The 12399-nt window shown below is 70.9% G+C and carries 10 protein-coding genes and 1 pseudogene; 5 read left to right on the top strand and 6 right to left on the bottom strand.

Annotated features, from left to right (window positions below):
- Positions 1–116: 116 nt before the first annotated feature.
- Positions 117–1973: a glycoside hydrolase family 9 protein gene (locus tag ACIQTP_RS05315; RefSeq protein WP_403396492.1), complete on the bottom strand. Its 1857-nt coding sequence runs from the start codon at positions 1971–1973 to the stop codon at positions 117–119.
- A 556-nt stretch (positions 1974–2529) separates the two neighbouring features.
- Here ACIQTP_RS05315 and ACIQTP_RS05310 point away from each other — a divergent pair.
- Positions 2530–4437, top strand: coding sequence for a ricin-type beta-trefoil lectin domain protein (locus ACIQTP_RS05310; protein ID WP_403396489.1), 1908 nt, complete (start codon positions 2530–2532; stop codon positions 4435–4437).
- 87 nt (positions 4438–4524) lie between these two features.
- On the opposite strand, the gene ACIQTP_RS05305 is transcribed toward ACIQTP_RS05310, so the two are convergent.
- The 3 genes from ACIQTP_RS05305 to ACIQTP_RS05295 all read right to left on the bottom strand — a co-directional run bounded on the left by ACIQTP_RS05305 (position 4525) and on the right by ACIQTP_RS05295 (position 8320).
- The gene (locus ACIQTP_RS05305) at positions 4525–5778 is read right to left on the bottom strand and encodes a hypothetical protein (RefSeq protein WP_403396487.1); all 1254 of its coding nucleotides are present in this window, start codon (positions 5776–5778) and stop codon (positions 4525–4527) included.
- Between the two features lie 208 nt (positions 5779–5986).
- Positions 5987–6712: a DUF4232 domain-containing protein gene (locus ACIQTP_RS05300; RefSeq protein ID WP_403396484.1), complete on the bottom strand. Its 726-nt coding sequence runs from the start codon at positions 6710–6712 to the stop codon at positions 5987–5989.
- A gap of 201 nt (positions 6713–6913) precedes the next feature.
- Positions 6914–8320 (bottom strand): serine/threonine-protein kinase, encoded by a 1407-nt coding sequence (locus ACIQTP_RS05295; RefSeq protein ID WP_403396482.1) that lies wholly within the window; start codon positions 8318–8320, stop codon positions 6914–6916.
- 55 nt (positions 8321–8375) lie between these two features.
- Here ACIQTP_RS05295 and ACIQTP_RS05290 point away from each other — a divergent pair, with 55 nt between their 5' ends.
- Complete coding sequence (locus ACIQTP_RS05290; protein WP_403397261.1) at positions 8376–8660, top strand: DUF2637 domain-containing protein; 285 nt, start codon at positions 8376–8378, stop codon at positions 8658–8660.
- A gap of 13 nt (positions 8661–8673) precedes the next feature.
- Here the strand turns inward: ACIQTP_RS05290 and ACIQTP_RS05285 are convergent.
- Positions 8674–8916, bottom strand: a pseudogene (locus tag ACIQTP_RS05285) (FMN reductase (NADPH)); the annotation flags it as partial.
- 444 nt (positions 8917–9360) lie between these two features.
- Positions 9361–9795 (bottom strand): RrF2 family transcriptional regulator, encoded by a 435-nt coding sequence (locus ACIQTP_RS05280; RefSeq protein WP_403396480.1) that lies wholly within the window; start codon positions 9793–9795, stop codon positions 9361–9363.
- 139 nt (positions 9796–9934) lie between these two features.
- Here ACIQTP_RS05280 and ACIQTP_RS05275 point away from each other — a divergent pair, with 139 nt between their 5' ends.
- The 3 genes from ACIQTP_RS05275 to ACIQTP_RS05265 all read left to right on the top strand — a co-directional run bounded on the left by ACIQTP_RS05275 (position 9935) and on the right by ACIQTP_RS05265 (position 12339).
- Positions 9935–10456 carry a cupin domain-containing protein gene (locus ACIQTP_RS05275; protein ID WP_403396478.1) on the top strand — a complete coding sequence of 174 codons (522 nt, stop codon included), beginning with the start codon at positions 9935–9937 and terminating at the stop codon, positions 10454–10456.
- Positions 10457–10603: 147 nt separating this feature from the next.
- The gene (locus ACIQTP_RS05270) at positions 10604–11155 is read left to right on the top strand and encodes an RNA polymerase sigma factor (RefSeq protein ID WP_402033797.1); all 552 of its coding nucleotides are present in this window, start codon (positions 10604–10606) and stop codon (positions 11153–11155) included.
- 245 nt (positions 11156–11400) lie between these two features.
- Positions 11401–12339, top strand: coding sequence for a hydrolase (locus ACIQTP_RS05265; RefSeq protein WP_402033795.1), 939 nt, complete (start codon positions 11401–11403; stop codon positions 12337–12339).
- The last annotated feature ends 60 nt before the right edge of the window (positions 12340–12399 follow it).

The raw sequence follows: 12399 nt of genomic DNA, 5'->3' as shown, positions 1-12399 counted from the left end.
CGGCGCGGCGAACACGGCCGTCGAGGGCGTGCTCTCCGTCCGCGGCGGCGGCCTCACCTCGGTGAGGGTCACCGCCGAGGACGGCTCCACCATCCAGTGGCGGGCGGGGAGCGCGCTCAGCCGAGGCGCCCCGCGCGGCCGCCCGCGCAGTCGTCCTCGGCGGCGTAGGCGGCCAGCCACGCCAGCGGCGCGTTCCAGTTGATGGCCACCTCGTTCGTCGAGTACGAGCCGATGTCGTCGATGTAGCAGGCCTGGGGCGCGCAGCCGGGCAGGTGCTCCTGCGCGACCGGGTCCTGCAACCCGCTGTTGGGGCCGCCCGCGAGGGAGCCCGCCGGCGGGTGCGGCAGCGAGGGGTCGTACTGGTGCGCCCAGAAGCGGTGGTGCTGGTTGTCGGAGTACCGCTGTCCGTATCCGGTCACGTACGACTGACCCAGGGCGTTGCGGCCCAGCAGGTAGTCCATCGACTCCAGCACGCCGGCGCGGTAGCGCGGGTCCCCGGTCAGTTCCTGGGCGGCGGCCATGACGATCGCGTTGTCGGTGACCGCGCTGTTGGAGCCCCAGACGTACCCGGTGGCGGGGATCGGGACGGCGTATCCCTGCCCGGCCATGGTGGACAGATAGCCGTCCGCGGCGGCGGTCACCGAGGCGCGCACCCGCCCGAGGTCGGCCGCGGGCAGCCCGGTGCGTACGGTCGCCAGCGTCAGCCTGCCCAGCGCGGCGGTGTCGGCCCAGCTGAAGCCGCCGGGCGTGAAGGCGTTCGCGGCGGTGTGCCAGGGCGAGGAGGTCACCGCGTCCCGGTAGGCGCGCTCGCCGGTCGTGGCGTACAACTCGGCGGCCGCCCAGTAGAACTCGTCGGTGACCTGCGTGTCGCCATAGGCCCCACCGCCGGTGCTGTCGGAATCCGGCGCGTACATCGCCGGGTTGGCCCGCGCCGCCGTCCAGGCCTTGCGGGCGGCGGTCAGGCACCGGTCCGCGAACGTGGTGTCGTAGGGCCGGAAGACACGGGCACACTGGGCCGCCGTCGCCGCCAGGTTGAGGGTGGCGGCGGTGGACGGCGGGTGGAGCTCACGTGGCTGGGCGTCCTGCTCGGGCCGGGTCGGCAGCCCGGTCCAGGCGGCGTCGTGGACTTTGTGGAACGCCATTCCCGCGTACGGTCTGCCGTCCGGCACCTGCATCCGCATCAGGAAGTCGAGTTCCCAGCGCGCCTCGTCCAGGACGTCGGGCACGCCGTTGCCGCGCTCGGGAACGCGCAGCGTCGAGTCGCCGAGCGCGGACGCGGTGCCCGCTCTCTTCGCCCGTTCGAAGGAATTGACGAGCAGCCAGGTGGAAATGCCGCCGTTCACGACGTATTTGCCCTGGTCTCCCGCGTCGTACCAACCGCCCCTGACGTCCTGCGTGTAGTCGCACACTCCCAACTGGCAGGGCACGTTCGTGTCACCCTGATTGGGCGCGACTCCGAGATGCCCGGCGGGCCGCGCATAGGCGGGACCCACCAGGGAGGCTTCGATCGGGATGCCGCTGCGCTGGTGATAGAAGAAGGCCAGCGCGTCGGAGCGCAGCCCGTCGTAGAGATCCGTGCGAATGTCGAAGGGATCGCTGACCATTCCGTCGACCGTCAGGACGTAACCCGAACCGGTCCGCGCGTACGAGGAGAAGTCGGCGACCTGGGTCGGCTGCCCGGAGGCCGCGTCCGTGCCCCGGCCGACGGTCGACCCCGAGGCGACCACCCTGCCCGAGGCGGCGCGCAGCCGCCAAGCGAGCGGCCGCGCCGCGGAGGTGACCACGGTCGCGCGCTTGGGACCGTCCGGCAGATAGCCGACTTGGTTGACCCGTACGGCGGTTGTCGCCGTGGCGGTGGTGGAAAGCCCCTTCGCGGAGGGGGCGGTCGCGAGGCCGCCGACGAGTAATGTCCCCGCGAGCAAGGCGGCCGCCAGGTGTGTTTGGCGGCGGCGGGGCAACGGGAATGCGGACATGAGCGGCTCCCAGCGGGTGAAGTGAATCCTGTGCCGCGGCCACGAGAGGTGGACGACGGAGAATGGGAGCGCTCCCAATATTGAGCATTGCATGGGCATGCCAGGCCGTCAACGGGTCCGTGAAGGCCTTTCCGGGCTTCGGAGGCCTGGTCGGGGGCTTGTGTATGGCGGCTCGGCGATGGTTGTGGGGGATTCTGAATTTCCTTTGTGAAGACCCCTGCTGACGTTCGGTCAATCCGCCCGCGCTCCACGGAAAGGGGAAGCTGGCGAGATCTCTTGTTTCGGCTCGGCGCGCTGTGCAAAGGTGTGCCTTGTTGGCGTGCAGACAATTCGCTTCCTTCTGTGCGCGCACGGAGTGCCCGCGCGCCCCTCCCTTCAAAAGAGCCGTCGGGGAGGGCGATTGCGGGCGATTGCGGTAACAACCCCCCATGGGTAGTCCCTCCGCTTCGGCGGGCGGGCTACATACCCATTGGTATGGACTAATTCCTGCGTTACCTTTGGGAGGAAAGCGGACGTGAATGACGCAGCGCTGTCTCATTCCCCAACGCCCGGTCGCTTGTTCGAGGTTTCGGATGAGCGGCTCGCGGCGGACCTGAAGAAGAGCTCGGGGAACACGCCCGCGCACCATCCCGTCGGGGAACTCCTGGACCGCCACTGGGAAGCGGTCTTCGCTTACGCGCGCCTGTGCACCAACGGTGTGCGTCCCGCCGGAATGCTCACCACGGCCGCTTTCACCCGGCTGTTCGGTGAGTCGCTGCGGCAGACCGGGCCGACGGCCGCCTGGCGGCCGCAGTTGCTGGTCACCGTACGGCGTATGACCGCCGAATGGCTCGGGGACCAGCGGCGCGAGATGCTCCATCCCGAATTGCTGGCCGATTCCGACAGCCGCGACCGGGTCATGGCGCGGCTTCTGCCTCCGGAGAACAGACGGCAGTTGTCCCGCGCGTTCCAGCGGCTTCCCGAGCCCGCCCGCTGCCTGCTGTGGCACACCGAGGTCGAGGCCGAGCAACTCGCCATCCCGGCCGGGCTGTTGGGCATCGGTGACGACGACGCCCTGGTGGAACTGCGGCGGGCCCGGACACGCCTGCGCGAGGGCTGCCTGGAAATCCACCGCGAACTGGCCCCGGAGGAGGAGTGCCGTCGCTTCCACCGGATGCTCGATGTGTCCCTGCGCCGCGGCGGCGTCGACCTCGACGCCGATCTGAGCAGGCACATGGGCCGGTGCCGGCACTGCCGTCACACCGCCGACCAGTTGAGCCGGTTCAACGGCGACCTCGCGCTGCCGCTGGCCGAGGCCCTGCTCGGCTGGGGCGCCGCGGCGTACCTCGACTCCCGTCCCGGACGCGTCGACGCGATCGTGGAAGTGACCGAAGCCCACGACACCGTCCCGGCCGCGCACAGAATCCCTCCCCTTCCCAGCCACGCGCCGCTCGTTCCGGGCGAGCCCCCGCGCCCCGCGCCGCTCAGCCGCGCTTCCGGTGACTCCCGCCCGCGGGCGCACAGGGCGCCCCGGCGCTCCTCCCGCCGCGCCCCGCGCCGCAACAACATCGCGCTGGCCGCGCTGACCGTGAGCGGAATGATCCTGGTCCCGCTGGTCCTGTGGGTCACCCAGAACTCGGACGGCGCGCCCGGCATGGCCGACGGCGCCGGTCCCTCGGGCTCGCCCAGTTCGGGCCCGGCCAAGGCGCCCGGATCGAACCCGTCCTGGATAGGCGCCGGCGACACGTCGAAGGGCGGCGTGCGCGGCCGGCTGCGCAACACCGAGACCGGCCTGTGCGTCGGCATCGTGGGCAAGAATCCCGTGAAGGGCACGGAGGCCGCGCTCACGCCGTGCTCCTCGGCGGCGAGCCAGGAATGGTCGTACGAGGACGACGGACTGCTGCGCGACCTGGCCGCCCCCGACCTCTGCCTCGACTCCCACCTCGGCTACTCGGTCCAACTGGCGCCCTGCACCGGCGAGTCGCAACCGGGCACCAAGAACGTGCGCTACGACTTCACCCTCCAGGGCACGGTGGTGCCCCGCTGGAACCAGGACCTGGCCCTCACCCCCGCCTCCGCCAAGGGCGAGGCGTCCTTGGTCCTCAAGGTCCGCAAGGAGGAGTCCGACCAGCACTGGACGATGGACACCTCCTCGCCCTCGCTCCAGATGGAGTCGGTCAACTGGGACTCCGCCGGACAGACGAGTACATCGTCGGGTCAGGCCCCTCCCGAGCCGTCGAAGTCACCGTCGCCGACCGTGCCCAAGTCGTCGCCCCGGCCCTCGGCACCCGAGCCGACGCCCTCGGCCTCGTCACCCGCCCACAGCTGCTCCCCGTACTACTACTGCGCGCCACCTAGCGGACAGTACGGCGCGCCCGGGTACGGCTACGGGTACGGCTACGGCGGTTATGGCGGCTACGGCGGTTATGGCCATGGCGGTTACGGCGGTTATGGAGACGGTGGCGGCCGGGGTGGCCACCGCTGACCCGTCCGGGACGCTCACCCCGACTGCGGCCAGGCCACGCGTGCCTGGCCGCGGTCGTTTTCGGAGTGGTGGTCGGCGTCGGAGGCGTCAGGAACTCGCCGTGGCCGACTGCGAGGCCGCCGTGCCCAGGAACTCCGACCAGCCGCCGAGGGGCGACTGTCCGGGGTTGAGGGTGCGCAGCTTGCGCAGTACGGCCGGGTCCTGGGCCTCCAGCCACTGGACGAGCTGGCGGAAGGAGACCAGGCGCACGTCGTCGTGCCCGGCGATCTGCTCGATGGCCTGCTCGACCGCGTCCATGTATATCCCCCCGTTCCAGCGTTCGAAGTGGTTGCCGATGAAGAAGGGGGCGCGGTTGCTCTCGTAGGCGCGGCGGAAGCCGGCGAGGTAGCTGTCGCGGGCCTGGGCGCGCCAGGCGTCGTACATGGACTTGTCCCCGAGCGGGTTGGCGTGGGACTGGTTGGCCATCAGGTTGTAGTCCATCGACAGGACCTGGAAGGAGTGGCCGGGGAAGGGTATGGACTGCAGCGGGAAGTCCCAGACCTTGCCGCCCTGGACCTTGCCGGGCCACATCTGCAGGCCGCCGGGGCTGCTGGCGTCGTACTTCCAGCCGAGGGCGGCGGCGGTCGGCAGCAGGTTGGACTGGCCCTCCAGACACGGGGCGCGGCCGCCGATCAGCTCCTTCTCGTAGTCGAAGGGGAAGGGTTCGAGGTCGGTGAAGCCGGTGTTGGTCTTCCACTCGGTGACGAACTTCTTCGCCTGCGCGATCTCGCTGCGCCACTCGGCGGGGGACCAGCGGCGCACCCCGTCCGCGCCGCAGAAGTGGCCGTTGAAGTGGGTGCCGATCTCGTGGCCCTCCAGCCACGCGGCCCGGATCTGCTGGATCGTGGAGTGGATGTGCCGGTCGGAGAGGTAGCCGATCGCGGAGGCGCCCACGGGGTGCTGGGGCGGGCTGTAGAGGTGCTTCTTCGACTCGGGCAGCGTGTAGATGCCGCTGAGGAAGAACGTCATCGAGGCGCCGTGGTCGGCGGCGACCTTGCGGAAGCGGGAGAACAGCTTGTTGCTGAGCTCGCCCGCGCCGTCCCAGGAGAAGACCACGAACTGCGGCGGGCGCTCGCCCGGCTTCAGCCGCTCGGCCTTCGGCTGCTTGGGCTGGGCCCCGGTGTCGGCGGTGGAGCCGTCGCCGATCAGCTTCGGCTTGGGGGACTTGCCGCTCGTGTCCCCCTTGGCGCTGCTGCCGACGGACCAGTCGTTCGCCGAGCAGGCGGTGAGCGCGCCCAGGCCGCCCAGCGCGCCCGTCGATGCCGTCGCGGCCAGCAGACGCCTGCGTGAGATGCCGGTCATGATGAACCCCCGATGTCCTTGGTCCGGCTCCCGCCCGCGGGCGGGAGCTTCCGTTCCTGTGACGCGCCGCTCTGCGGGGTGCGTCAAACGGTGTGATGCGTGGATGGTCGGGAAAGGTCGCCGGGACCGGCACGTGTTGCTGTTCCGTGACAAACCGTTCCCAGCCAACCGGGTCAGCGCGGGCCGGAGGAGAGCGGGACCGGCGGGGTCAGGCGCCGGTGCCTGACCGGACGACCGTCAGGGACACCGAGGAGGCGTTTCCGGACACCGGTACCTCGCCCCCCTTCCACGCCACCTCGAGCGGGTCCCGCTCGTCGGGCGGCGTGACGATCAGCGTGGCGGCTGTCGCCGTCTTCGCGCCGCTGATCTCCGGATTGGAGAACGTCAGCCCCGCCCACGCGCTCCGCCCCGGCGTCAGCGTGACCGTCGTCGGCGTACCGGCGGAGCGCTTCGGGTCGGGTCCGAGCTGGTTGCCCGACGCGTCGACGAACGCCGCTCCGGGGAAGCCGCGCAGGGTGCAGGTGCGGTGGGAGATATTGGTGAGGACGACGGGGAAGTTCTCCTGACCGGCGCCCGGATCGTTGGCGCCGACCGTCGCGCGCAGCTCCGAGGTGTGGCACCGGGTGCTGCCGGACGAGCCGCTCCCGGTCGAGGACGAGGACGAGTTCGAGGTCGACGACGAATTCGAGGCCGCCGCCGATGGCGTGGCGGAACCGGTCGGGGCGGCGCCCGTACCGGTGGTGTCCGTGGTCTTGTCGCCGGAGGCCGGCTCGGCCGTCCCGGAGAGCTTCTGCGGAGGACTGGCGGCGCCGTGGTCGGTGCCGCAGGCCGTGAGGAGGCCGAGCAGCGCGACACCCGCGACCAGCGCTGCCCTGTGGGTGGGGGAGGACGGACGGCGGACGGGAACCGCGTCGCCGGGCCGGAAGGTCGCCATGTCAACACTCCTTGGAATTCACCGCACGCGCCCTGAATCGGCGTGCGAACGGCGCTCTGTGCGCCGTCACCAGTTTCCGATGCTCGGGCAGGCGAAAAAGTTCGCGGACTGGAGGCGCGATTTCCGCGGATGCCGGGACGGGGACCGCGATCCGGGCCCCGGCGCCGTTCGTCAGCCTCCCACTCGTCAGCCTTCGGCGCGTCAGCTTCCCGCGGGTCGGCCTCCGCCCCGTATGGAGCCGAGTACCCGGTCGGTCGTCGCGCCGTTGCCGGCGGTCTGGCGGATCTGGACGTACAGCTGTGGCTGCTGATTCCCGCCCGCTGAGGTGAGCCCCGCCTCCGTGAGCGAGCCATGGCTGCCCGGACAGGCGTTCCAGGTCCGGATCAGCCCGTGCCAGCGCGTGCCCGTGTAGGTACGGCTGCCTTCGTAGTGGCAGTCGGCGTGGGCGATCGCCCCGACCCTGCCGCGCACGTCGCCGTGTTCGCTCAGGCCGACGAACACCCCGTCCACGTCCGAGGCCAGGTCCTGCCACTTCGCCAGGTCGTCCGCGACGGCGAGACCCGGTTCGTGTGTGTCCGACAGGCCCACGGTCCGCGGATTCCACCCGGAGTCACGCAGTTGGCGGCCCCACCCGTCCGGAACCTCGACCGAGACCTGTCCGGAGGCGTCCTCGACCGTCACGGACGGGGCGTGGGACCGCCGTGTCATGAGTGCGGTGGTCACACCGGCCGCGCCGACCACGACCGCGGCGGCCACGGCCACCAGCACGGTCCGCCGACGGCGTCGGGGCACGCGGACCGTCCCCATCGACACCTGTTCGGCCAGCCGTTCCAACTCCACCGCCAGGCTCAGCGCCGTGGGCCAGCGCCGCTCGCGGTCGGGTTCCATGGCGCGCAGCAGCGCCCGCCGCACGTCCGGGGCCAGATCCGTACGGAGCCGCTCGGGTCGTACGACCTTGCCGGGCGGCCCGGGGACCGACCCCGTGACCAGGTGGTAGCCCAGGGCGCCGAGGCTGTACACATCGGCCCGCGCGTCGATGCCCGAACCGGGCTGGGCCTGCTCGGGCGGGGTGTAACCCGCGGAACCCGCCGCCATCGTCAGCCCGGAGGCCTGCGCCAGGCTCTTGGCGAGCCCGAGGTCGGCGAGCAGGACGCGGTCGGCGCCGCCGGACGAGGTGCGCAGCAGTACGTTGGACGGCTTGATGTCGCGGTGCACGATCCCGGCCTCGTGCAGCGCGGCCGCGCCCCGCGCCGCGAGGGCCGTCAGCCGCAGCGCCTCGGCGATGGGCAGCGGACCGGCCTCGATCCGGTCGGTGAGGGTGCCTCCGTCGGCGTACTCCATCACGAAGTAGGGCCTGCCGTCGGGGAGTTCACCGATGTCGTAGACCTGGACGACCCGGTTCGAGTCGGCCTTGCGCAGCAGCCGGGCCTCGGAGAGGAAACGTTCCCGGACGTCGAGGTGGTCGGCCCAGTTGTCGGACAGTACCTTCAGGGCTACGACTGCCTCGAGCACCTCGTCGTGGGCGAGCCAGACGACGCCGAAGCCACCCGCGCCGAGACGCCGGTCCAGACGGTAGCGGCCGATCCGATCGAGGGGATCCCTCAGCATGGACAACCCGCCGGAAGGACCGTGAGCCGGTGGGTTCGACCACGGTCGGGATGGCCTGGTATCTGTTCACCAGCGGGCATTTGCTCTCCAGGGCGGGGCGGATGCCACGAGCGCAGCGCTGTGGCCGCTGTCCTTGGACGGGTTGCTGCTCCTGGCAACGGTCGGGCTGTTGAAGCCTACCGGTCACATCGGCCGCCGAGCACGCGCCACCGTGTGGAGGGCGCTCCTCCTCGGTGTCGGGGTCTCGCCGACGGCCAACACCCGGGGGACGGGAGAGGATCGGAGAGCAATCCGCGGGAGTTGTGGCGAAGCTGGGCCGACTGGCTTTCGCCGATGGTGATTCCGGTGTCGGATCACCCCGTGGGCGCGAGCACGGTCGTGCGGCCTCCCAGCGTGGCGGAGAAGTGGTCCGTGACCTGCTCCAGTGCCGTGGCGGCAGCGGGCGCGACGGTCAGTGCGCCGTCGTCGCCGACGGTGACGTCCTTGTCGAGCGTGAACCAGCCGGGCACGATGTGCGAGGCGCCCATGGAACTCAGCACCGGACGCAACGCGTAGTCGATGGCCAGGACATGGTCCGTGCTGCCGCCGGTGGCCAGCCGCTCACGATCCAGGCCAGGCGTGCCCGATACGGCCGACAGCGCCGGCGCGGGGGTGTCCGCAGGTTCCCCGAGGACGAAGACGCTCTCCCGCAGCCGCCGCAGCACTCGCTCGGCCACTTCGGCGCCCTGCGGTTCGGCGGCCTTGGCGACCAGCGAGGACGGCCACGAACTCGCCGCCACGCGGCTCAGCCGGAGCGCCCGCGGCGCCTGCGTGTGGGTGCTGATGTCCTCGACGTAGCGCGCGTACCAGGCGGTCTCCGCCGCGGGGTCGGGCGGCGGGTCGTCGTGGTCGAAGAGGATGCGGTACGCGCGGCGCCAGCGGACCCGGCCGTCCAGCGCCGCACGCAGGCGGCGGAAGACGGGCTCGGACCCCCCAGGCCCAGGGGCACATCGGGTCGGTGTACTCCACCACCTCCACCGCGGGGCGGTCCGGTACGACCGTCACGCGGTTCCCTTTCCGCCCAGCCCCGCGCCCGCCTCGGCGGGCAGCAGCGCGGCCAGGGTCGTCCCGCCCAGGACCGCGGCGGCGTCCGCCTCGACCTGGCGCCACACCCCGGGCAGACCGGACGCGGGGCCGGGGTAGTCGAGCCCGGCCAGTGACTCACCCCGCAAGGTGATCAACTCGCCGTCCACGGCGCGCGCGACATCCAGGAGCGTGATCTCGTCGGCCGGCCGGCCGAGCCAGTACCCGCCCTCGCAGCCGCGCTGACTGCGCACCAGACCGGCCTTCCGCAACTCGCCCACCACCGACTTCAGGAACCGGAAGGGGATCTGCTGGGAAGAGGCGACGGCCTCGCACGTGAGCGGCCGGGCGGGTTCGCGGGCGAGCTCCAACAGGGTCCGCATGGCGTAGTCCGCCTTCGCGGAGATATGCATGCGCACATCATGCCCGACAAGGCGCCCGTCACGAGGGCTTCCATCGGTCCCCCTCCCGCATTGCAGGAACGTTGCCGCAGGTGAAGGACAATGGACACCTCTTGACATCCTTTTCCGGGCGACTTTAGCGTCCCCACCCATGAGCGAGCCGTTGACGACCCCCGGCGAAGGATTCCACCCCCATCTCCACGACACCGCCGGGCATCCGGTGGCGCCCCTGCACACCCGCCTGCACCACATCCGCGCCGACGCTCTCGACGGCGACACGGCACAGAGCGGAGGCACGCGCAGGTTCGCCGCCGTCAGCGGCAGGTCGGTCGGCTCCGAGAAGCTGTGGATGGGCCAGACCCACGTCGCCCCCTCCACTTCCTCCTCCGACCACCATCACGGCGAGTCCGAGACCGCCATCTACGTGGTGAGCGGTCACCCCGAGTTCGTCTTCCTCGACGACTCGGGCCCGCAGTCGCGAGAGGTGCGCCTGCACACGTCTCCCGGGGACTACATCTTCGTCCCCCCGTTCGTGCCGCACCGCGAGGAGAACCCGGACCCCGCCGAAGAGGCCGTGGTCGTCATCGCCCGCAGCACGCAGGAGGCGATCGTGGTCAACCTCCCACAGCTGTACGCGCTGCAGCCCGGGGAACCCGAACCGCCCCGGGGTTGACAGAGACCTTCCAGGACCCGAGGGGGCGGCCCGCGTTCGACGAACCGGTCCCGGGGCACGTCGCGCCCGTCCGCCCTTCGAACACCGCCGGGCGAGCGCATGCAACTATGATGCCTGGCCTCTGATCGACACCGAGGGGAGCACTCAGTGCAGGACGCGGCGGCGACCGAGGAGCTCGCGCTGCGCGCGGCCTCGGGCGATCCGGCAGCCCTCGACCTGCTGCTCCAGGGAATCCGGCCGGAGGTCGTGCGGCGCTGTGGGCGCTTCCTGCCCTGCCGCGAGGACGCCGAGGAGGCAGCACAGGACGTCCTCCTCCAGGTGGCGCGGAAGGTCACCTCGTTCGAGGGGCGCAGCCGGTTCAGCACCTGGCTCTACACGGTCGTGGCCAACTGCGCCCGTCAGAAGTACCGCGAGCTGAAGCGGCGGGCCGCCGAGCAGCCGGACGTCATCGACGCCTCGCAGCACGTCGACCCGCGCACCACGAGCGTGATCGCCGGCTCCCGCATCGACCTCCTGGAGGCGCTGGAGCGCCTGGAGCGCGAACACCCGCATCTGGTCGCGCCGTTGGTCTACCGGGACATCTGCCAGCTGGAATACGCCGAGGTCGCCGAGCGCGTCGGCATTCCGCTCGGCACGCTCAAGTCCCGGCTGCACGAGGCACGCAGGCAGGTCAGACCCTGGCTGGTCGACGCGTCCTGACGGGGCACCGGCCACCGGTCGCGGTCAGCTGTCGCGCGAGTCGCCAACTGGCCCGAATCCGGCGCCGGTTGTGGCGCAAGGTAAGAGGTTGATGATAAGTCGCGGCAGGGTCTCCCGCCGGCCTTGATCATGTCTGTACTGTCCACCGTTGTGTCGAACGGCAGTCGTTCAATGACCGTTCTACGCGCGCAGATCGGCGCCCCGCACCGCCCCTTCCCCCGCCCCCACCCATGGAGGAATGCCGGATGCTCACCCCCACAAGGCCCCGCCACAGACTCGCCGTCGCCCTCACCGCGCTCGGCGTGCTGCTCACGGGAGCCGCGCTCCAGACGACCACCGCCGCCCCCGCGCACGCGGCCACCACCCACCGCGTCCTGTTCGACAACGGCCACGCGGAGACGGCGGGCAACGCCGACTGGATCATCTCCACCAGCCAGCCGAACCCGCTGAGCGAGGACTCCTCGCCGTCCTCCGAGACCGACTGGACCGGCGCGCTCTCCTCGTGGGGCGTGGCCCTGCAGAAGACCGGCGACTACAGCCTGGACACGCTGCCTTCGGGCTCCAAGCTCACGTACGGCGGCACCTCGGCCACCGACCTGTCGAAGTTCGACACGCTGGTGCTGCCCGAGCCCAACACGCTCTTCACCACGGCCGAGAAGACCGCGATCATGACGTTCGTCAAGAACGGCGGCGGTCTGTTCATGATCTCCGACCACACCGGGGCCGACCGCAACAGCGACGGCTACGACGCGGTGAAGATCCTCAACGACCTGATGACCAACAACAGCGTCGACTCCACCGACCCGTTCGGCTTCTCCATCGACTCGCTGAACATCAGCTCGGGCTACCCCGCGGCGATCAGCGACAGCACCAACGCGGTCCTGCACGGCTCGTTCGGCACCGTCACCAAGAGCCTGATCGCCAACGGTACGACGGCCACGCTGAAGCCCGCCGACAACTCGGCGGTCAAGGGCCTGCTCTACCGCTCCGGTTACTCGGGCAACACCGGGGCCTTCTTCGCCACCAGCACCTTCGGCAGCGGCAAGGTCGCCTTCTGGGGCGACAGTTCGCCGATCGACGACGGCACCGGTCAGTCCGGCAACACGCTGTACGACGGCTGGAACGACACCGGCGCCACCAACGCCGCGCTCGCGCTGAACGCCACCGAGTGGCTCTCCTCGTGAGTGAGCCGGGCCTCGTGAGTGAGTGAGCAAGTGAGCCCGTGGCCCCTGGTGCGCGTACAC

Origin of the sequence: Streptomyces sp. NPDC090798, assembly GCF_044768965.1 — a bacterium.
Lineage (GTDB): Bacteria > Actinomycetota > Actinomycetes > Streptomycetales > Streptomycetaceae > Streptomyces.
This window is presented reverse-complemented; position numbering and strand designations above follow the sequence as displayed.

What these genes read in the sequence shown, in the direction of transcription:
- ACIQTP_RS05315 (WP_403396492.1), bottom strand. Translation starts at nt 1,973, where the DNA reads ATGTCCGCATTCCCGTTGCCCCGCCGCCGCCAAACACACCTGGCGGCC.
- ACIQTP_RS05305 (WP_403396487.1), bottom strand. Translation starts at nt 5,778, where the DNA reads ATGACCGGCATCTCACGCAGGCGTCTGCTGGCCGCGACGGCATCGACG.
- ACIQTP_RS05300 (WP_403396484.1), bottom strand. Translation starts at nt 6,712, where the DNA reads ATGGCGACCTTCCGGCCCGGCGACGCGGTTCCCGTCCGCCGTCCGTCC.
- ACIQTP_RS05295 (WP_403396482.1), bottom strand. Translation starts at nt 8,320, where the DNA reads ATGCTGAGGGATCCCCTCGATCGGATCGGCCGCTACCGTCTGGACCGG.
- ACIQTP_RS05280 (WP_403396480.1), bottom strand. Translation starts at nt 9,795, where the DNA reads ATGCATATCTCCGCGAAGGCGGACTACGCCATGCGGACCCTGTTGGAG.
- ACIQTP_RS05275 (WP_403396478.1), top strand. Translation starts at nt 9,935, where the DNA reads ATGAGCGAGCCGTTGACGACCCCCGGCGAAGGATTCCACCCCCATCTC.
- ACIQTP_RS05265 (WP_402033795.1), top strand. Translation starts at nt 11,401, where the DNA reads ATGCTCACCCCCACAAGGCCCCGCCACAGACTCGCCGTCGCCCTCACC.